Raw genomic sequence first — 20,056 nt, 5'->3', positions numbered from 1 at the left:
ATCCTAGTGCGTCGGCTCAGAGGCTGTCTTGCGCGCGTGCACGCAAAGAAATCTGTTTGACGTAGGCTTTGGGCGACAGGCCGGTGTGCTGGCGGAAACAGCTGTAGAATGCCGACAACGAATTGAAGCCCGCGGCAAACGCCAGATCGTCGATACGCAGTGGTGGCGTGGCAACATCCAGCGCCGCCAGCAGGTGTTGCAACCGTGCCTGATTGACGTAGCGATAGAAGCTCTGGCCGAGCACCTGGTTCAGCAGGTACGACATTTGGTTGCGACTGTACCCGCATTCGTTGGCGACCCGTTGCAGGTCGAGTTCAGGGTCCAGGTAGGGTTGCTGGCGTTGGAAATACTGCTGCAGATCCTCGGCCATGAAGCTCAATTGACGCGGCGACAGGCCCAGCCGACTGGCAGCCGGTCGCGGCGTACTGCCGGGTTGATCAGCAAGCTGTTCGCGCACCAGCGAGGCGTACTCATTAACCCGCCAGATCAGACCGTCGCGCACGGTGATCGCTTCACTGGCGCGAAAGGACACCAGCCCATCGCCGCCGCGCAGGGTAATGCGGTACTGGATGAACGCCGTATCGCCGTCGAGGCGGATGCGGTCCGAGTGCTCCAGCGCTTCGTCCGGATCGCGCGGCATGCTGCTGCGCACGTAGTCGCGCAACTCGCTCAGGCCCATCACTCGATTCTGGAAGAAGTCGTTGTACTCGACGTCGGGGTGGTACAGCGCCATGACGCCCTCCAGGTCGCGATGCTTCCAACGCAGGTGATAACGCACCACCGTCTCGCGCGTGGTCTGGGTTTGCAGCGAATCGTCATGGGCGGACATCAGGAATCTCGGGGAAAAACAGCGAGCTTGCCGAAATTGGCCGGCCGCTTCAACGCCGGCTCGATACTGGCCTTTCGCCCAAAATCCGTGGCGCTGTGACCTGAATCAAAAAAAATGGAACCAATTGCCAAATGGCCTGAGAAATCCACATTCTTTTCACATGCAGATGCTACTTTTAAGCAGTCAGGTCGAGCCAATGAAGGCTCTACCCACCTACCATGAGCTAAAGGAAGCGCTCGAAAATGAAGGCGGGCAACACATGAATAGAGGATTCAGCAAGGTCACCTTTCCAAACGCCTGCCAGCTGATGCGCTGGCATTTTCATCCCATGGGTTTCGAGGCGAGCATGGACGCCCCGGGCAGTATGATCGCCCGCCTGTTTGACCGCGCCAGTGGCGAGACCATGATCGCCATCGCCGGGATTCCGTGTGCAACGGTCATGAATGCCGCGGATGTGGAACGAATAATCGAAGCGGTGGAAGACGAGCTCGAGTCGTTCATTCCGCCGGTTGCGCTCAGGAGCTATGCCTGAGGCGCTGTAACCTTTCACACCCATCACTGTAGGAGCGAGCCTTGCTCGCGATGGTCGTCAACGATAACACTGGCTGTCTGACACTCAGCGGTGCCTGGACTTCCATCGCGAGCAAGGCTCGCTCCTACAGGAACAGGGAACGTTTCAGTTAGCGCCACCCTTGCGCCCATCCGCAAAAAACGCCTTGCCCTTGCCAATCCGGTCCGATGCCTTGGGCATGTTCGCCGCCTGGGTGTCCTGCCCGTCGACGTACCAGTAGCAATGACTCACCGCCCTTGTGATGCCCACATAGGCCAGGCGCAGAATCTCGTCCTTCTGGGCATTGTCGTAGGCTTCGTTGTCATTGGGCTTGCCCAGCCCGGCCATGCGATACACCTGGTTCTTGTACGGCGAACTGGTCAGGTGCTGACAATCACCCAACAGGAAAACCGCATCGGCTTGCAGGCCCTTGGCGCTGTGATAGGTCAGTTGCTTGAGCCGGCGAGCCTCGTACGGCAAGCTAGAATCAACATTAACTACCGACTGAATATGCTGCTCTATCAATAACTTATCGCTACTTTTTCGATAAAGCATCAAGATCGAATCGCCGTTTCGATAGTGCTCCATCAGGCGCTGGGCCATGGCCTGATCGTCCCGGTCCAGGACGTTGACCGGAATCAGCGGCCGCGCCTCGCCGCTCGCCTTGGCCTTCTTGCCGGCGATGGCCGGTGCGGCGCGAACGATGTGCTCGGCCGCGTCGATGATGTGCTGGTGACTGCGGTAGTTGTCGCTGAGCATGACCTTGGTGGTACTCGGCGACGGGAACTCCTTGTTGAATTCCATGAAATAGCTCGGCGAACTGCCGCGCCAGCCGTAGATGGATTGCCAGTCATCACCCACGCACAGCAGCGAGGAACGCTGAGCGCCGCGCCCCACGTGCATCGCCGGCCCGCGGCTGCGGATTTCCGCCAGGCTGGCGCGAATCCACGAGACGATCTGCGGCGACACGTCCTGGAACTCGTCGATCATCAAGTGCGACAACGGCCGCAGCAGCTCGTCGCTGAGCAGCTTCTGGTTTTCCGGGGAATGCTCGCTGAACAGGGCGAACATACGGTTGTAGGTCATGACCGGCGGTTTCTGATCGAGCAGATGATCCTCCAGAGCCCGCCAGAACAGGCTCAAGGCCTCGAAGAAAAACCGGTCGGGATCATCCTTGGCGAAACTCATCTGGCCGACGGCGCTCGGTACGTCCAGCCCCAGGTTCTCGATAAACCCGGCTGCCGCCACGAAACAGTCGAGCAAGGGCGCCGAGCCCAGCTCACCCTTGACCTTGTAATCGAAGCCGGGACCGGCGCTGGCGTCGCCTGCCAGCGAGGCCAAAACGCGCTTGGATGATTCGTAACTATCTAGCCAAATCAATGGCTTACGACAGAAAGCTTGAAACAGGGTGCGTTTCACTGCCCATTCCGCGCGCACGCTGAGCTTGGCATTCGGGCGGCTGACCTGGGGGTTTTCCCGAGGGTCGAAGCCCAGCACCACCCACGCATCCAGACTGGGGATGTAGCCATGGCAGTGAAAGGTCGAGCCGTTGATTTCAAACGTCTGGCGGTTGGGTTCGATGCCCTTGATCGGCCACGCACCTGCACCGAACCACAGATCCTCGATAAAGTCGCACAACTCTTCGTCACGCTTGGCCGCCAGCTCGGTCACCGCCACGCGCTTTTGCACGTCCGGGTGATCACGCTCCAGTTCCTTTAGCTGCAAGGCATGGCGCGACAGCGGCTTGATCAGCTCACGAAAGCGCTCGTCACGGCTATGCAGCTGGTGATAGCAGGCGTTGAGCAACTGGCGCTGGGCATCATTGATGCGCAGGTCGAAAGGATTGCTGTCGACGTCCGCGTCATTACCCTGGGGGCGATGGCTGATGTTCTCGAACGCCTGCAGACGCTCGAAACCCGGCAGGCTGCGCACCATCGGCAGGATGCGTGAGTGGAACGTGCGCACCAGCTCCCGCGCGTCCTTGAGGCTGAGTTGTCGGCCCCAGAGCGCAAACAGCTCGACCAGTTTGTTGATGAAGTCCTTGCGCGACTCGCGGGTGAAGGTCACCACGGTCATCGAATCGAGCTCGAAGCCCAGATAATGCGTCAGCAGCATGATGCGCAGCGCCAGCGTGGTCGATTTGCCGGCACCGGCACCGGCGATCACCGAAGTCGATGGCGTGTCGCTGAAAATCATCTTCCACTGCGCCGCGCTCGGCTGCGCATGGGCCGGCAGCAGCCGGGCGACATCGGCCTTCATGCGCTTCTTCAGCTCGGCGCTCAGGGGCAGGCGCCAGTCATCGAACAGGTTGTCGTCGACATTCGGCGCCCGGTGCTCGGTGGAGCGCGAATCGCGAATCAGCAAGACCTGCCGGCCCTCTTCCAGGCCTTCGAGCTTGCCTTCCTTGTAGCCGTAATCGACACCGGCACTGTGCCCGCTGCGAAAACCGTCAGCCTGGCCGTGCAACCAGGATGCGCGGTGCTGCGCGCGCAGGCGGGTCAAGCCATGGCCAAAGAACCGGGCGGCCAGGCGCTTGAGCAAGGGCATCTCGGCCAGGGGACGAAGTTCGGGAGGAAGATCGGGTTGCGACACGCGCGGGCTCCAGGGTGTGAGGCTGTTGGGGACTATGGTGTCTGCATTTGCCGTTGAGTTCTAGTGAAATGCTTACAGGTCATTGGCTTATGCGATGAAGTGAAGGCTGGATGAGAGCGTTTCGAGGTTATTTTCAATCAACTTATTCGATGGTAATACAGCAGTTTTTACGCTTTTTACCGATCAGTGCCTGTTGGATGATGCTCGCCATTAATCCCCCTTTCAGGAGACGATCATGCTCGAACTCAGACCCTTCAAAACCCTGGGCGGCGCCCACCACGGCTGGTTGGATGCGCACCACCACTTTTCGTTCGCCGAGTACTATGACCCCAAACGCATGAACTGGGGCAACCTGCGCGTCTGGAACGATGACGTGATCGCCGCCGGCACCGGCTTCCCGACCCACCCGCACCGGGACATGGAGATCATCACCTACGTTCGTGAAGGCGCGATTTCCCACCAGGACAACCTGGGCAACAAGGGCCGCACTGAAGCCGGCGACGTGCAAGTGATGAGCGCGGGCACCGGCATCGCCCACAGCGAATACAACCTGGAGAGCACTGACACCAAGATCTTCCAGATCTGGATCATTCCCAATGAATCCGGCCTGGCCCCTTCCTGGGGTGCGAAACCTTTCCCCAAAGGCGATCGCGAAGGTTTTGTCACGCTGGCCAGCGGCAAGTCCGGTGACGACCAGAGCCTGCGGATTCGTGCGGACGCACGGTTGGTGGCGGCGAATCTGAAAGCGGGCGAGACGGCCGAATACACGCTCGACAGCGGGCGTCGTGCCTACCTGGTGCCGGCTACGGGTGTGATTGAGGTCAATGGCTTACGCGCAGAAGCTCGAGACGGCGTTGCGGTGGCCGATGAGCAGGTGTTGCGGGTGACGGCGGTTGAGGACAGTGAGATTGTCCTGGTTGATTTGGCGTGATTGATGCCAACCCGAACCTGTAGGAGCGAGCTTGCTCGCGATGGTCGTTCACGATAACGCTGGCTGTCTGATGTCCAGCGGTGTGGCGGATTCCATCGCGGGCAAGCCCGCTCCTACAGGGGGCCGGTTTATTTCGTGGAGATAGCCCCATCCACCAGGGTCTGCGCCTCGGCTACCAACTGCTTGAGGTGGTCGTCGCTGACGAAGCTCTCGGCGTAGATCTTGTAGATGTCCTCGGTCCCCGACGGACGCGCCGCGAACCAGCCGTTTTCGGTCATGACCTTCAGGCCGCCGATGGCCTGGTCATTACCCGGCGCATGGCTGAGGATGCTCTGGATCGGCTCGCCCGCCAGCTCCGTGGAAGTCACCTGCTCCGGCGACAGCTTGCTCAGCAGCGCTTTTTGCTGCGGGTTAGCCTTGGCATCGACACGCACCGAGAACGGTTCGCCCAGCTCATCGGTCAGCGCGCGGTAAGCCTGGCTTGGGTCGCGGCCGGTGCGAGCGGTCATTTCCGCCGCCAGCAACGCTGGAATCAAACCGTCCTTGTCAGTGCTCCATACGCCACCGTCCTTGCGCAGGAACGACGCCCCGGCGCTTTCCTCGCCACCAAAACCCAGCGAGCCATCGAACAGGCCGTCGGCAAACCACTTGAAGCCGACCGGCACCTCGTACAGGCGACGACCCAGGCGCTTGGCCACGCGGTCGATCAAGCCACTGCTGACCACGGTTTTACCCACGGCGGCATCGGCACGCCATTGCGGGCGGTTCTGGAACAGGTAGTCGATCGACACAGCGAGGTAGTTGTTCGGCGCGAGCAAACCGCCCGAAGGGGTGACGATGCCGTGACGGTCGTGGTCCGGGTCGCAGGCGAACGCCACGTCGAAGCGCTCTTTCAGGCCAATCAGGCCCTGCATCGCATGGCTGGACGACGGGTCCATGCGGATCTGGCCATCCCAATCCACGGTCATGAAGCGGAAGGTCGAATCGACTTCCTTGTTCACCACCTCAAGGTCCAGCTTGTAATGCTCGGCAATCGCCGACCAGTAGCGCACCCCTGCTCCGCCCAGCGGATCGACACCCAGGCGCAGCTTGGCCGAACGGATGGCGTCGAAGTCGATGACGTTGATCAGATCGGCCACGTAGGTGTTGAGGTAGTCGTGACGATGGGTGGTGCCGGCTTTCAGTGCCTGCTCGTAGCTGATGCGCTTGACGCCGGCGAGCTTGTTGGCCAGCAGTTCGTTGGCCTTGGCCTCGATCCACTTGGTGATATGGGTATCGGCCGGGCCACCGTTGGTGGGGTTGTACTTGTAGCCGCCGCTTTGTGGCGGGTTGTGCGAAGGCGTAATGACGATGCCGTCCGCCAGCCCTGAGGTGCGGCCACGGTTGTAGCAGAGGATGGCGTGGGAAACCGCCGGCGTCGGCGTGTACTCGTCACCTTCGGCGATCATCACCGTGACGCCGTTGGCCGCCAGCACTTCGAGGGCACTGGCGCCAGCCGGGGTGGACAGCGCATGGGTGTCGATGCCGACGAACAGCGGGCCGTCGATGCCCTGGGCTTCGCGGTACAGGCAGATCGCCTGGCTGATGGCCAGGACGTGCCATTCGTTGAAACTCAGATCGAACGAGCTGCCCCGGTGCCCGGAGGTGCCGAAAGCCACACGCTGGGTGGCAATAGAGGCATCGGGCTGGCCGGTGTAATAGGCCGTGACCAGTCGCGGGATATCGACCAACAGTTGCGCCGGTGCCGGTTTGCCCGCAAAAGGACTGAGTGTCATGCAAAACCTCTGGAATAGAGTGGTTCGGGGATGGATCGCAGTTTACTGGCAGTTTGACCGTAACGCGATGGGATAGATCCCCCGGCCCGCAAGGATGCTTGCAGGCCCGGCTCAGTCGATCGCCTCCAGCCGCAAGGCGTCCCCCAGCAGACTCACCGCCGCCACGACGTCATGGTCACCGTCGAAGGCATGGCTCAAGCGCAAATGCTGGGAATGCAGGCCCTGCAAGCTGAACAACTCACCCGGCGCGATCAGCACATGCTGTTTGAGCAAGCGCTGGAACACTCCCCGCATATCGACCTGGCGCAGGGAACGCGCCCAGATCGTCGCCCCGCCCCGCGGCTCGACAACCTGCAGAGCATCGCCCAGGCGCTCCTGCAACAGCTGCGTCATCTGCACCTTGCGTTCCCTGAGCAGCCGTCGCAGCACCTGAAGATGCTGATCGACTCGACCGTTGCCATACAGGCGCGCTATCGCCTTCTGCCTGATCGGTGACAAGCGAAAGGCACGCAGCAGGAAGTGCCGCTGCAATTGCTCGCTCAAATGCCGGGAAAGCAGGTAACCGTAAGGGGCTTCGGGACCGATGATTTTCTCGAAGGAAGAGAACACGATCAGCCGCTGGGGATCGAGCAGATCACGAAAACGCATACCTCCCGGCTCGAATTCGAGTTCACCGTAGCAGTCGTTTTCCAGCACCCAGCAGCCATATTGCTCCAGCAAGTGCGCGACAGCCTGGCGATTGTCATCGCAGGCAAGGCTGCCACGGGGCACGTTGAGGCCCGAGGACAGCATGACCATTTGCACTCGGCGCGATTCCAGCCACTCCCGCAACTGTGCCGTGTCCAGGCTGTCATTGGCCTGCACCGGCCACTCGATCACTTGCACGTCGGCCTCCTGCAGCAGCCGCAGGATCGTCCAGTCACACGGCGCCTCGACCACCACGGCGGTGTCCTTGAGGCCCAGCACGGCAATGAGGATTTCCAGGACGCCACGCAAGTCGGCACCGATATACACGTCATCGGCATGCCAGCAACGCACCGGCGAGGTGGTGTAACGCGCGGCCAGGGCGGCCCGCAGCTCAAGCTCGCCACAAGGTTGAGCAAGCGGTTGTGGCAGGCGCGGGTACTGGCGCAGCAACTCGCGCTCAAGCAGCAACAAGGGGCTGTCTAGCGGTTGCAGCAAGGCCGGTTCATCGCCACTGAACACCTGCATCCCCGGCCGGCGGGCGCTGACATACAGGGTTTCGAGCAGATCGCCATCGGCACCGGGCATGGCGAGCGACGACACCGGCATGGCGAAATAGCCGGACTTGGCCACCGAATAGACCCGCCCTTCCTTCTCCAGCAGCGAGTAGGCGTACTGGATGGTTGAAATCGACACACTCAAACGATTGGCCAACTGACGCAACGAGGGCAAGCGCACGCTGGTATCACTGGCCGGCTCGTTGATCAGGTGCGTCAGGTAGCGATACACCGCCTGATAGGCAAAATCGGTCTCGCGAGGTCCTTTCAACGCCCCGCTGACCATTCACCCGCCACCGCTGCGTCACAGTCGCCGGGCTTGGCGCCCATCTCGTCGAACAGGGCGTCATTCAACCCGGGCTCGAGCGCCGGCACAGGCCCCATGCGGTACAGTCTGCCGATCAGGCTGACCGGCAGGCCGCTGACCTCGACCATCCATTGGGCAATCTGCTCGGACACCGGATTGCCCTGCATCGCCCGATGCAAGTCCGGCATGGCCACCAGCATGCCCGGATGGCATTGACGCAGGAACCGTTCAAGCCCGGCGCCATTTTCCACAAAAGGCGCAAACAGCAGGCAGACCAGTTGCGCCTCGCTCAGCCCCAGGCTTCTCTGCGCCTCGGCGGCGGCCAGGGCACGCTGATCGGACAGCCGCGCCGGATTGCCGAATACCTCCACCACCTGTTCACACAGGCGCTCCGGCAGACGCTTGCGGCGCATCATCACCAGCGCGCGCTGCAGATACTCCGCCACGCCCGACTCGTAGCTGCCGCCATGCACGAAGCAGGCTTGCAGGCCGCGAACGTGAGCGGAGAGCGTCGGGCTGACGAACTCGTTTTCGCTCAACTGGGCCGTGAGTTCGTCCGGCTGGAAGCCCAGGAACTCGGTCAGCAGCGGCCAGCGCTCTTCGCGGTTGCTGACCAGCATGTCGTGAATATCAATGAACGTGGAGCGACGACAGGCTTCGAAATGGTCGGCCGGTCGCCATTGCGCCTGGCCCTGCCCGCCCGACAACGAGCGGTACAGATCGCTGCCCAGGTCATCGAGCACCGCATACAAGTCTTCAAAACCGTTGCCGGCAGGCCGTGAGGTCTTCAGGCCAGCCTTGGCCGCCGCACGCTTGAGGCCGTGGAGAAACTGTTTCTGCTGCCGTGGCGTGTCGCTGCAGACGAAGGCATCGACACCCCTGTCCCAGCGAGCGATCTGCCCATAGAACTCCGCTGTGGCCAGGTATCCGTCGTCCCACAGATCCAGCGGCCCGCCCAGCGTTCGACGATGCCCGACCATCAGCTGGTTGAGGCGATGGGCCTCGCGCCCCGCCTCGGAAATCGGCGTGGGGTGGATGAGCGGGAACACCTCGCGATTATCGGCCACCACCACTTCAATCCGTGGGTCATCGTAAAAGAACAGCGCGCTGTTGCAACGATGAATATTGTCCTGCGCGGCGGCGCTGACACCGTTCATGCGCAGCGAAGCCACGCGTAACTGGAACGTCGCCGGTGCCCGCCCGGCGATGCTCAACTGCGCGGCGCGCAGCAGCGCCAGGGTGTAGCAGCTGTCCCGCGAGCCGGACTGGACAGCCAGCACCTTGTAGTCGCCAATGTGCTCCATGCCGCCGGCGCTGACGACCAGTCGTTGAATCAACAACTGCAACGCCGTGCGCTCCGCCCGGGAAAAGAAGCTCAGCAAACGTTGCAGCATCTGCTGATAGACATAGTTCATCGCCTGATCATGGATAAGGGTCATCTTTATTTACCTGATGCTCGTAAGTTCAGTAATGCACAAACAACAAAAAGCGGCGCGCAAACAGGTCGTCTGCCACCAATGAAGTACCGCAAGTCACTCAAATGCTAACACCTTAGCCATGAGGGATTACGTTGGGTGCCGGGACCGGATGCGGCTTACAGCAACGTCTGACAGACCGGAATGGCCCGCGATAGAGCGGCCCCAAGACTTTGCGAGATATCCTAGGAAACGTCTTACAACAACCCACAGACATTTAGCACAGGAAATAAGGAAAGAAGTCGCGCAGATTATTTTGGCAACTGCGCAACGATCAACGCTTTGTCGGAAATGTATTAAAGAAGTGCGATTAGAAGTATCAATCCGATACCCAGACATGACTCTTTCCTTGAGATGAAAGTAATCATTCAATTATCAGGACTGGAAAGACGATTAGAAGATACAGATCAAGGGCAAAAACCAGTTCAGTTGCTGAAAAGGTTATGGGTGATCGTTCTCATGCCCTGCGTGGGAACGATCGGGCGGGAAGCCACAGGCAAAAAAAATCCCGTGCGGGCACGGGACTTTTTCATTCAGGGCCGTTAAGTCGGTTCGACTTGCAGCGCTACCCGCTCGCGGCATGGGCATTCGTCCATGTAGCGGTGGGCCTCGACGAACTCGGAGAACGGGAAGACCCGAGTCTTGAGCGGCACCAGCACGCGATCGGCGGTCAACTGGTTGATATCGCGCAATGCCCGTTGCAAGGCGACCTGATCCTGGATGATGCCCAGTTCCGGCTTGCCGGTGAAGTTACCGATGCAGTGCACGAAGAACTGAATGTTCTTCTGGAACGCCGCGCAGGCCGGGAATGGCGTCTGGTTACCGCCTTGCAGGCCATACAGCACCAGGCTGCCGCGCGGTGCCAGGACATCGCCCAGCATCGACATCTGCGGGCCACCAAGACCGTCGAATACCACGTCTACGCCGCGATTGTCAGTGATCTTGTTGATCTGCATGAGCAGATCCTGTTCTTCGGTGACGATAACCTTTTCCGCACCGAGGGACAGCAGGTATTCACGCTCTTCCGCCGTCTTGGTGGCCGCGATCACCCGAATGCCCAGGGCCTTGCCCAGTTGCACGAAAGATGGACCGGCACAGTGACTGGCGTCGGTCACCAGGGCAAATTGCCCGGGCTTGACCCGTGCCAGGTCGGTGTAGGCAAAGTAGGCGACCAGCAACGGCGTGTAGTGCACCGCCGCCTCGATCGGGCTGAGCACGTCCGGGTAGCGGGTGACTGCCGTACGCGGCAGCACGATTTCTTCGCCATAGACCGGGTAGTCGTTCGGGCTTTCGGCCGGGAAGCTGGCAACCTTGTCGCCGACCGCCAGGTCATCGACGCCCTCGCCGACCGCCGTCACCACGCCAGCCATCTCATGGCCAAGGCCCGAAGGCAGACGTGCATGGGACGACGCCAGGTTCTGACGCCAGAGAATGTCATACCAGCTGATGCCGATCGCCTCGACGCGCACCTGCACTTCGCCCGGTGCAGGGAGAGCCGCCACATGCTCTTCGCATTTGAGCACCTCGGCTGGACCAAACTTGTGAAAACGGATCGTGCGGGACATCGCAAACCTCGCCAAATGAACCTCTAATGCCCTGAACTCTATCCGGGCTTTGTGCCCAAGACCATCAGTGGCTATTAATAGTCGACATGCCTGTCATTAATTCCGCAGCAGCGGCGACTTCGTCAAATGTCGTAAGAAATAGACACAACCTTCGCAGGAAAACTCAATTACTCGGTGCAGAGTAGCAGCCTTTCCCCGTAATATTCATGCCGGCCATTGTTCTCATATGGCCGCTCTCGTCAAGCTTGATGACTCTGCCAGGACTCCAGATGAATCGTAATGACCTGCGTCGTGTCGACCTGAACCTGTTAATCGTTTTCGAAACACTGATGCACGAACGCAGCGTGACCCGCGCCGCGGAGAAGCTGTTCCTCGGCCAGCCGGCCATCAGCGCGGCGCTTTCGCGCCTGCGCGGGCTGTTCGACGACCCGTTGTTCGTGCGCACCGGCCGCAGCATGGAACCCTCGGCCCGGGCGGTGGAAATCTTCGCCCTGCTCTCGCCCGCCCTGGACTCGATTTCCACGGCGGTCAGCCGCGCGGCGGAATTCGACCCGGCCACCAGCACCGCGGTATTCCGCATCGGCCTTTCGGACGACGTCGAATTCGCCCTGCTGCCAATGCTGCTCAAGCGCCTGCGCGCCGAATCGCCCGGCATCGTGCTGGTGATCCGTCGCGTCAATTACATCCTCATGCCAAGCCTGCTGGCTTCCGGCGAGATTTCCATCGGCGTCAGCTATACCACCGACCTGCCGGCCAACGCCAAGCGCAAAGTACTGCGCCGCAGCATGCCCAAACTGCTGCGCGCCGACAGCGTGCCGGGCTCCCTGAGCCTGGACGACTTCTGCGCCCGCCCGCATGCGCTGGTGTCCTTCGCCGGCGACCTCAGCGGCTTCATCGACGAAGAACTGGAAAAACTCGATCGTAAACGCCACGTGGTACTGGCCGTGCCGCAGTTCAATGGTTTGGGCACGCTGCTGACCGGCACTGACATTGTTGCCACCGTACCGGATTACACGGCGGAAGCACTGACGGCAGCGGGCGGGTTGCGGGCTGAAGATCCGCCGTTGCCGACGCGTAGTTTCGAGTTGCACATGGCTTGGCGGGGGTCGCAGGATAATGATCCGGGGGAGAGATGGTTGCGGTCTCGGATTCAGATGTTCTTTGGGGATCCCGACAGCCTCTGAGCACAGTCACCAGACCCCCGCGTTTTTTGGAACTCTCCGGTCGCTGCCAGGCTCCTTTGCTAAGCAAACCCGTCAGCGAACCGGTACGGCCATGACCACCCAAGCCCTGCCCCCGCCAGCCAACGCCCCGGCGCAGGAGCATTTGTACAGCACCGACATCCCCGCCCGCCTGGACCGCCTGCCCTGGACGCGTTTTCACACCCTGCTGGTCATGGCGCTGGGCATTACCTGGCTGCTCGATGGCCTGGAGGTCACGCTGGCGGGTTCGGTGTCCGGCGCGCTCAAGGACAGTCCGGTATTGGCCATGAGCAATACCGACATCGGCCTGGCGGGCGCCACTTATATTGCCGGCGCGGTGCTGGGCGCGCTGTTCTTTGGCTGGCTGACCGACCGCCTGGGGCGGCGCAAGTTGTTCTTCATCACGCTGTTCCTGTACATCGGCGCGACGGCGGCCACGGCGTTTTCCTGGAATTTCGCCAGTTTCCTGCTGTTTCGTTTTCTTACCGGGGCCGGGATTGGTGGCGAATACACGGCGATCAATTCGACCATCCAGGAGTTCACTCCGGCGCGTTATCGTGGCTGGGTCGACCTGACCATCAACGGCACGTTCTGGCTCGGTGCTGCTTTGGGGGCGGTGGGTGCGGTGATCCTGCTCGACCCGACGGTGGCTGGCGGCGAGTTGGGCTGGCGCTTGTGTTTCGGCATTGGCGCGGTGCTCGGGCTGTTGATCATGCTGATGCGTCTGTGGGTTCCGGAAAGCCCGCGCTGGTTGATGATCCATAATCGGCCGGAAGAGGCAGAGCGCATCGTCGCCGATATCGAGCGTCATTATCGCGAACGCGGGATCGAGGTGCCGCCGTTGCAAGCTCCGCCCTTGCGCCTGCGTGCGCGGGATCACACGCCGTTGCGCGAGGTGTTTCACAGCCTGTTCGTGGAGCACCGGCGCCGGGCGCTGGTGGGGCTGACTTTGCTGACCGCCCAGGCATTTTTCTACAACGCGATTTTCTTTACCTATGCGCTGGTGCTCACCGACTTCTACGGCGTGCCGGCGGCGCAGGTGGGCTGGTATGTGTTGCCGTTTGCCCTGGGCAATTCCTGTGGGCCGCTGTTGCTGGGGCGGCTGTTCGACGTGGTTGGGCGGCGCATCATGATCAGCTCGACGTATCTGCTGTCCGGGGTGCTGTTGGGCGTCAGTGGGTATCTGTTCGAGCAACAGCTGATCGACGTCACTCAACAGACCGTCGCCTGGATGGTGATTTTCTTCTTCGCCTCGGCGGCGGCCAGCTCGGCGTATCTGACCGTGGCAGAGACCTTCCCGCTGGAGATCCGTGCGCTGGCCATCGCCGTGTTTTATGCGTTTGGCACCGGGCTGGGCGGTTTGATCGGCCCGACGTTGTTCGGTGCGCTGATCGAAACCGGTTCGCGGCTGAATGTGTTTTATGGCTATTTGCTGGGGGCGGCGCTGATGGTGATTGCCGGGACAGTGCAAGCCATTTGGGGCGTAGCCGCGGAACGGCAGCCGCTTGAGCTGGTGGCCCGGCCGCTGTCACAGGCAGAAGATCCACCCTCAAACCTGTAGGAGCGAGCTTGCTCGCGATGGTGGCCCAGGCACCGCGGGCGTTCAGGCGGCCCACGTAATCGCGAGCAAGCTCGCTCCTACAGGAGGGATGGGGTGATCACACAATAGGTGTACACCACCAAACCACTGTGGGAGCGAGCCTGCTCGCGATAGGTTCAAGACCGCCGTGGGGTGTCAGGTGTTGGGCGTTATCGTTGGAGAGCATCGCGAGCAAGCTCGCTCCTACAGACCGCCAGCTGCGCCAGCTCGGAGTCCTGCTCCGCCTTCACCCCCGAGACGCCAATCGCCCCGAGGCAATGACTCTCGTGCCAGATCGCTACCCCGCCTTCGAGCATGCCTTGCAAATTCGGGGCACTGAGAAACGCCTGGCGTCCGCCGTTGATCATGTCTTCGTAAGCCTTGCTGTCACGCCGTCCCAGCGCCGCGGTACGGGCCTTTTCAGTGGCGATGTAGCCGGCGATGGGCGCCGCACCGTCCAGGCGCAGCAGGCCCAAGGGATGCCCGCCGTCATCGACCACGGCAATCGCCACGGCCCAGTTGCGTTCCCTGGCCAACTCGCTGGCAGCGGCCAGCAGTCGTGAAACCTCGTATTCACTCAAAAAAGCCTTGGTTTGCATTTCATCTCCCCCCAATAAAAACGGCACGCCCGAGCACACAGGCGTGCCGTTGAAACGCGATGACTCACTCGCCGTAGATGTCGAAATCGAAGTACTTCTTGCGGATGGTGTCGTAGGTGCCATCGGCCCGAATCGCCGCCAGGGCCTGGTTGAAGCGCTCCGCCAGTGGATCGTTCTTGCGTACGGCGATGCCGATACCCGTGCCGAAGAATTGCTCTTCAGTGAAGTTCGGGCCGACGAACTCATAGTCCTGCCCTTCCGGACGCTTGAGCAGGCTTTCGTCGATCACCACCGAGCTGGCCATGGTCGCGTCGAGGCGCCCACCGAGCAGGTCGAGGAAGATTTCGTTCTGCGAGCCGTAACGCACGATTTCGGCGCCGGCCGGGGCGAATTTCTCGGTGACGTAACGATCGAAGTTGGTCGCGCGCTGCACGCCGATGCGCTTGCCTTTGAGCTGAGCCGGAATGTCGCTGATGCCGCTGCCCTTCTTGAACACCAGACGCGCCGGGATGCGGTAGTAGCGATTGCTGAAGTCCACCGATTTGAGGCGTTCCGGGGTCATGGACATCGACGAGATCACCGCGTCGACCTTCTTCACCTTGAGCGCCGGGATCAGGCCGTCGAACTCCTGCTCCTTCCACTCGCACTGGATTTTCATCTCGGCGCACAGTGCCTGGCCGATGTCGTAATCGAAACCGACGATCTGATTATCGGGGGTCTTCGAGGCGAACGGCGGATAAGCCGCCTCGATGCCCAGGCGCAGCGGTTGCTCGGCCGCGTGCAGATTGCCGGCCAGAGCCAGCAGCGAGATGACACCAAACACAGCGTTTTTTACGTTCATACATGCTCCAGATGCGATGTTGTTTGTGTCGGGCGCTCCGCGAAGGAAGGCGCCCGTTATGGCAGCGGCAATGTGAACAGGTGGAGTGGGCGGCTCTAACCGGCGCCCTGCTCCTTCGTCGTACCGGTCCGGTACGACGGCATCACTCAGGTGGCGGCGGTGACGATCAGCTCCAACAGAATCTGCGGGTCGTCGAACGCCACCTGCGCAGTGGCACGGGCCGGGGTCTGTGCGGCGTCGACCCAGGCACTCCAGGTTTCATTCATGCCGGCAAAGTCGGCGCTCATGTCCTTCATCCAGATCTGCACGCTGAGCAGGCGGCTCTTGTCGCTGCCGGACAGCGCCAGCAGTTCGTCGACCCGTTGCAGCACCTGGCGGGTCTGGCCGCGGATGTCCTGGCTGCAATCGGCGGCGACGATGCCGCTCAGCCAGGCCACGCCGTTGTGCACGACGCTGCGGCTCAGGCGGGGGTTGCTTTCGATGCGTTGGATAAGGCTCATACAGGCTCCTGGGTCAAAGGTGTCTCGGTGGACAGTTGGGCAAGGGTGATGGGTTTGAGCGGTGAGCGAATGCGGTAGTAACCCACCTCGGCGGCGGGCACCTGGCGTTGTTCGGCGATGATCTCGGTGACGCTCAAGCCGCATTGGCGGCCCTGGCACGGCCCCATGCCGCAGCGTCCGAACGCCTTGGCCTGGTTGGGTCCCAGGCACCCCAGTTGGACAAACTGGCGAATCGCACCGGCGCTGACCTCCTCGCAGCGGCAGACGATCACCTCGTCAGCAGGGATGCGGTTCTGCTGCTGCGGCCGGTACAAGGCATTGATCAAAGGCCGCGCCGCACGCAGGCGCCGCAGGGCCCGGTGGCAAGGTTCGCTGAGTCGCCGGGCCTGCTGCGCATCGAGTTTTGCCGCCCGTGCGGCAATCGCCAGGCCGACCACCCGCCCCTCGACGCGTGCGACCTGCGCGCCGCCGATGGCTCCGCCGTCACCGGCAATGAAAATCCCCTGCTGGCTGGTTTCGCCCTGGTGGTCACGGCGCGCGATCCAGCACAACTGCTGGTCGTTCCAGTCGTGTTGCAATTTCAGCGACCAACTGATCTGTGTATTGGGCACCACGCCCTGGTGCAGCAGGATCAATCCAGCCGGCACGGTCCACGTGCGCCCGCCAGTGGCAAAGCTCAGGGCGCTGGCGCGGGCCTGGCCTTCGATGCGTAAATTCCGCGCATTGCGGTAATGACGGATCCCGGCGCGTTTCAACTCGGCGAGCATCTGCAGGCCCTTGAACAGGTCGCGCCAACCGCGCAAGGCACCGGGAATGGTACGCCAGGCGCGCAGCAGGTCGCCGGGGCCACTGGTATCGACCAACGCGTCAATGGCGACGCCGGCGCGCAAGTACTGCAGCGCCAGCAGGTACAACAACGGCCCGCAACCGGCCAGCACCAGCGGGCCTTGCGGCACCAGTGCAGCGTTTTTCAGGAGTATCTGCCCGGCACCGGCGGTCATCACCCCCGGCAGGGTCCAGCCCGGAATCGGCATCGGCCGCTCGAAGGCACCGGTGGCGATCAACACCTGCCGCCCCTGGAGGATGTGCGCACGGCCCTCGTGCAGAAAATGCACCTGGCGTTGCGGCGTCACCTGCCACACCGCAGCACCCGGCAAATAGCGCGCGCCACACTGCATGAACTGTGCAGCCAATGGCGCGCCGGCGGCATAGTCCGCGCCCAGTACCTGGCGGCTGCGCACGTCGGCCTGCTGGATGTTGCGATAGATCTGCCCGCCCGGGCTGCCCTGCTCGTCCAGCACCACCACCGACAAGCCATGGCGAGTAGCCTCGAGCGCCGCGCTCATGCCGGCGGGACCGGCGCCGATCACGACGAGGTCGACCGTTTGCTCATTCATCCGTCATCTCCTCATCGCCCACCGCGCGGGCCCCGCGTTGACGCCGCACGCGCATGCCGGCCCGCACAGGCAGCAGGCAGGCCTGGCAGTTCGCCTGTCCGTCAACCTCCACCAGGCACTCGAAGCACACGCCCATCATGCAGAACGGTGCACCGAGCCGGCCGTTGACCGCGCTTTCGCGGGTGTAGGTGACGCCGCTGGCCAGCAATGCCGCCGCCAGGGACACCCCGGCGGGCACCGCCAGCGACGCGCCTTCGAATTCGATGCGCACGCTGTTTTCCACCGGGCTCAACGCCTGGAACAAGGGTTCAACCGACATGGCGCACCTCACTTGGGCGGGCAAAACGTTGCAGGCCGAAAGCGGCCACCGCCGGATCGTCGAACTCGCCGTCTATCCACGGCGCCAGGCGCAGTGCGTGGATCGCCGCCAGGGTCACGCCGCTGTGGCAACTGACCACCACCGCCCCCGGGCACGCCTGGGAGGCTTCGTAGATGGGATAACCGTCCTGGCTCATCACCCGCAATGCGCCCCAGGCCCGCACCAGGCGCACCTCGCCCAACCGCGGGAAGCAGCGCACGGCGCGTGCGGCGATGGTCGCCATCACCTGGCTGCCGGTGCCGTCGTCGAAACCCGCCGATTCATGGGAGTCGCCCAGTTGCACGGTGCCTTCGTCGGTCTGGCGCACATAGGTGGTGGGGTAATGCAGGAACGGCTTGAGCCGTTCGGTGACGAGGATCTGCCCACGGTTGGGACTCACGGGCACGTCGATACCCAACTGCGCGCCCAGTTCGCGATTGCCCAGGCCCGCGGCGAGCACCAGCCGATCGGCGTGCCAGTGCTGTTCACCGGCTTGTAGTTGGAAACCCGCAGCGCGTCGTTCGATGGCGGTGACGCGATGGCCATTGATGATGTTGACCCCGCGTGCCCGGCAGGCGGCATACAGCGAACGCAGCAGCTTCAACGGGTTGACGTGTCCGTCCATGGGCGAGTAACACGCGCCCACCACCGTCGGCCCTACCCCCGGCAAGCGACTGCGCAGTTGTCCGGCGTCGAGCAGTTCGAACGGGTAGTCACCGAGGGCCTCGCGCAGCCACAACAGCCGGCGGCTCTCCTCGGCCATTTCCTCGTCGCTCAGGCACAACTGAAACCCGCCCGCCTGGCGCAGGTGCAGGTCGATGCCGGTGTCGGCCTGCAACGATGCGGCGAAACGCGGCCATAACGCCACCGCATCACGAGTCCATTGTGCGTAGGGGCTCATCCCGTAGCCCTTGCCCTGCACCCAGAGCAAACCGAAGTTGCCACGGGCGGCGCGCAAGGCGTCGTCGCCTTCGTCCAGCACGCTGACCTGGCGACCGAGCAAGGCCAGTCCGTAGGCAATGGACAGCCCCACCAGACCCGCCCCCACAATCATGACATCAGTTTTTTGCATGAACTCACTGTCGCCCTTCCGACGCCGACCGACCCGCCACGGCGCAGGCTTTATGCCTGGATGATCTTGATGAATTCGATGCTAAAGAGCTGACAGGCGCTTGAAAAATGCTTTATTTTGGCAAGACCATGTCTTTTTGTTATGGCTTGTCCTGAAGGGTGTCCCGATGAATCTTCGCCAGCTGGAAGCCTTTCGCGCCGTCATTCTCGGTCAGACCGTCACCCGCGCCGCCGAAATGCTGCACATCTCGCAGCCCGCCGCGACGCGCCTGATCGCCAGCCTGGAGGAAGACATCGGTTTCAATCTGTTCGTGCGCGCCAAGGGCCGGCTGCAACCCACCGCCGAAGCCATGACGCTGTATCAGGAAGTGCAGCGCTCGCTGCTCGGGGTCGAACGCATTGCGCGCACCGCCCAGGAGATCCGCAGCCTCAAGCGCGGCTCCCTGCAGATCGCCTGTGCCCCGGCCATGGGTCTGTCGTTCCTGCCGCGCGCCATCGCCGCGTTCACCGCCCGGCATGAGCAGGTGCAGATTTCATTGCTGGTGCTGTCGTCCCGCGAGGTTGTCGACCTGGTAGTCGGTCAGCGCTGCGACCTGGGCATCATCGTGTTGCCCAACACTTACCCCAGCCCGCGCGCGGAAAAACTGCTGGCCACGCGCATGCTCTGCGCCTTGCCGGCCCATCATCGGCTGCGGGACAAACCCACGATCCACCCCGAAGACCTGCAAGGCGAGGCGTTCATTTCCTACCCGCAGTCCATCGGCTCGCGCCAGCACATCGACTCGATCTTTGCCGCTTACGGGGTCGAGCGCGAGCTGCGCCTGGAAACCCAACTGTCGCTGCCCATGTGCGCTTTCGTCGAACAGGGCCTGGGGGTGGCGCTGGTGGACGCGATCAGCGCTGTCGAATACCGCGGCACTGGCGTAGTGTTCCGGGCGTTCGAGCCAGCCATCGAGATGGACTTCAGCATGCTGCTGCCGGTCCAGGGCCCGGCGTCGAATCTGCAGGTGGCGTTCCTTGCGCACATGCAGGAATTCATCACCCAGGAAATCCCGGCGGCCTACCGGTTCTAACACTGTAGGAGCGAGCTTGCTCGCGATAGCGGTGTGTCAGCCAACCTCAGCATCGAATGTTCCGCCGTCATCGCGGGCAAGCCCGCTCCCACAGTTTTTTCAGGTGCTCCCGATGCCATGAACACCCCAAAACACTGTAGGAGCGAGCATGCTCGCGATAGCGGTGTGTCA

Annotated in this window: 17 protein-coding genes; 5 read left to right on the top strand and 12 right to left on the bottom strand. The window is 62.2% G+C overall.

Features of this window, described 5'->3' with window-relative positions; all coding sequences use genetic code 11:
• Window positions 1-16 precede the first annotated feature (16 nt).
• Window positions 17-829 (bottom strand): helix-turn-helix domain-containing protein, encoded by an 813-nt coding sequence (locus ABVN20_RS24300; protein ID WP_368558295.1) that lies wholly within the window; start codon window positions 827-829, stop codon window positions 17-19.
• A gap of 259 nt (window positions 830-1,088) precedes the next feature.
• Here ABVN20_RS24300 and ABVN20_RS24295 point away from each other — a divergent pair, with 259 nt between their 5' ends.
• On the top strand, window positions 1,089-1,361 hold the full coding sequence (locus tag ABVN20_RS24295) for a DUF1652 domain-containing protein (protein WP_368558712.1): 273 nt from the start codon (window positions 1,089-1,091) through the stop codon (window positions 1,359-1,361).
• A 144-nt stretch (window positions 1,362-1,505) separates the two neighbouring features.
• On the opposite strand, the gene ABVN20_RS24290 is transcribed toward ABVN20_RS24295, so the two are convergent.
• Window positions 1,506-3,926 carry a UvrD-helicase domain-containing protein gene (locus tag ABVN20_RS24290; protein WP_368558711.1) on the bottom strand — a complete coding sequence of 807 codons (2,421 nt, stop codon included), beginning with the start codon at window positions 3,924-3,926 and terminating at the stop codon, window positions 1,506-1,508.
• Between the two features lie 280 nt (window positions 3,927-4,206).
• On the opposite strand from ABVN20_RS24290, the gene ABVN20_RS24285 reads away from it, so the two are divergent.
• Window positions 4,207-4,902, top strand: coding sequence for a pirin family protein (locus tag ABVN20_RS24285; RefSeq protein WP_368558294.1), 696 nt, complete (start codon window positions 4,207-4,209; stop codon window positions 4,900-4,902).
• A gap of 128 nt (window positions 4,903-5,030) precedes the next feature.
• On the opposite strand, the gene pgm is transcribed toward ABVN20_RS24285, so the two are convergent.
• The 4 genes from pgm to ABVN20_RS24265 all read right to left on the bottom strand — a co-directional run bounded on the left by pgm (window position 5,031) and on the right by ABVN20_RS24265 (window position 11,265).
• Window positions 5,031-6,677 carry a phosphoglucomutase (alpha-D-glucose-1,6-bisphosphate-dependent) gene (gene pgm, locus ABVN20_RS24280; protein WP_368558293.1) on the bottom strand — a complete coding sequence of 549 codons (1,647 nt, stop codon included), beginning with the start codon at window positions 6,675-6,677 and terminating at the stop codon, window positions 5,031-5,033.
• Between the two features lie 111 nt (window positions 6,678-6,788).
• Complete coding sequence (locus ABVN20_RS24275; protein ID WP_368558292.1) at window positions 6,789-8,189, bottom strand: PLP-dependent aminotransferase family protein; 1,401 nt, start codon at window positions 8,187-8,189, stop codon at window positions 6,789-6,791.
• Window positions 8,186-9,664: a hypothetical protein gene (locus ABVN20_RS24270; RefSeq protein WP_368558291.1), complete on the bottom strand. Its 1,479-nt coding sequence runs from the start codon at window positions 9,662-9,664 to the stop codon at window positions 8,186-8,188. The genes ABVN20_RS24275 and ABVN20_RS24270 overlap by 4 nt, the downstream gene beginning before the upstream one ends.
• Before the next feature lie 578 nt (window positions 9,665-10,242).
• Complete coding sequence (locus tag ABVN20_RS24265) at window positions 10,243-11,265, bottom strand: zinc-dependent alcohol dehydrogenase family protein (protein ID WP_368558290.1); 1,023 nt, start codon at window positions 11,263-11,265, stop codon at window positions 10,243-10,245.
• 269 nt (window positions 11,266-11,534) lie between these two features.
• On the opposite strand from ABVN20_RS24265, the gene ABVN20_RS24260 reads away from it, so the two are divergent.
• The gene (locus tag ABVN20_RS24260; protein WP_368558289.1) at window positions 11,535-12,449 is read left to right on the top strand and encodes a LysR family transcriptional regulator; all 915 of its coding nucleotides are present in this window, start codon (window positions 11,535-11,537) and stop codon (window positions 12,447-12,449) included.
• Window positions 12,450-12,540: 91 nt separating this feature from the next.
• Window positions 12,541-14,028, top strand: coding sequence for an MFS transporter (locus ABVN20_RS24255; RefSeq protein WP_368558288.1), 1,488 nt, complete (start codon window positions 12,541-12,543; stop codon window positions 14,026-14,028).
• Between the two features lie 188 nt (window positions 14,029-14,216).
• On the opposite strand, the gene ABVN20_RS24250 is transcribed toward ABVN20_RS24255, so the two are convergent.
• The 6 genes from ABVN20_RS24250 to ABVN20_RS24225 form a co-directional block, all read right to left on the bottom strand.
• The gene (locus tag ABVN20_RS24250; protein WP_368558287.1) at window positions 14,217-14,645 is read right to left on the bottom strand and encodes a heme-binding protein; all 429 of its coding nucleotides are present in this window, start codon (window positions 14,643-14,645) and stop codon (window positions 14,217-14,219) included.
• Window positions 14,646-14,709: 64 nt separating this feature from the next.
• Window positions 14,710-15,486, bottom strand: a complete 777-nt coding sequence (locus tag ABVN20_RS24245) for an ABC transporter substrate-binding protein (protein ID WP_368558286.1) — start codon at window positions 15,484-15,486, stop codon at window positions 14,710-14,712.
• A 146-nt stretch (window positions 15,487-15,632) separates the two neighbouring features.
• The gene (locus ABVN20_RS24240; protein WP_368558285.1) at window positions 15,633-15,986 is read right to left on the bottom strand and encodes a RidA family protein; all 354 of its coding nucleotides are present in this window, start codon (window positions 15,984-15,986) and stop codon (window positions 15,633-15,635) included.
• Window positions 15,983-17,383 (bottom strand): FAD-dependent oxidoreductase, encoded by a 1,401-nt coding sequence (locus ABVN20_RS24235; RefSeq protein ID WP_368558284.1) that lies wholly within the window; start codon window positions 17,381-17,383, stop codon window positions 15,983-15,985. Before ABVN20_RS24235 ends, ABVN20_RS24240 begins: the two co-directional genes overlap by 4 nt.
• Complete coding sequence (locus tag ABVN20_RS24230; RefSeq protein WP_368558282.1) at window positions 17,376-17,702, bottom strand: (2Fe-2S)-binding protein; 327 nt, start codon at window positions 17,700-17,702, stop codon at window positions 17,376-17,378. The genes ABVN20_RS24235 and ABVN20_RS24230 overlap by 8 nt, the downstream gene beginning before the upstream one ends.
• Window positions 17,692-18,813 carry an NAD(P)/FAD-dependent oxidoreductase gene (locus tag ABVN20_RS24225; RefSeq protein ID WP_368558281.1) on the bottom strand — a complete coding sequence of 374 codons (1,122 nt, stop codon included), beginning with the start codon at window positions 18,811-18,813 and terminating at the stop codon, window positions 17,692-17,694. Before ABVN20_RS24225 ends, ABVN20_RS24230 begins: the two co-directional genes overlap by 11 nt.
• A gap of 166 nt (window positions 18,814-18,979) precedes the next feature.
• On the opposite strand from ABVN20_RS24225, the gene ABVN20_RS24220 reads away from it, so the two are divergent.
• Window positions 18,980-19,885: a LysR substrate-binding domain-containing protein gene (locus ABVN20_RS24220; protein WP_368558280.1), complete on the top strand. Its 906-nt coding sequence runs from the start codon at window positions 18,980-18,982 to the stop codon at window positions 19,883-19,885.
• Window positions 19,886-20,056 lie beyond the last annotated feature (171 nt).

The organism is Pseudomonas sp. MYb118 (assembly GCF_040947875.1).
GTDB lineage: Bacteria > Pseudomonadota > Gammaproteobacteria > Pseudomonadales > Pseudomonadaceae > Aquipseudomonas.
This window is presented reverse-complemented; position numbering and strand designations above follow the sequence as displayed.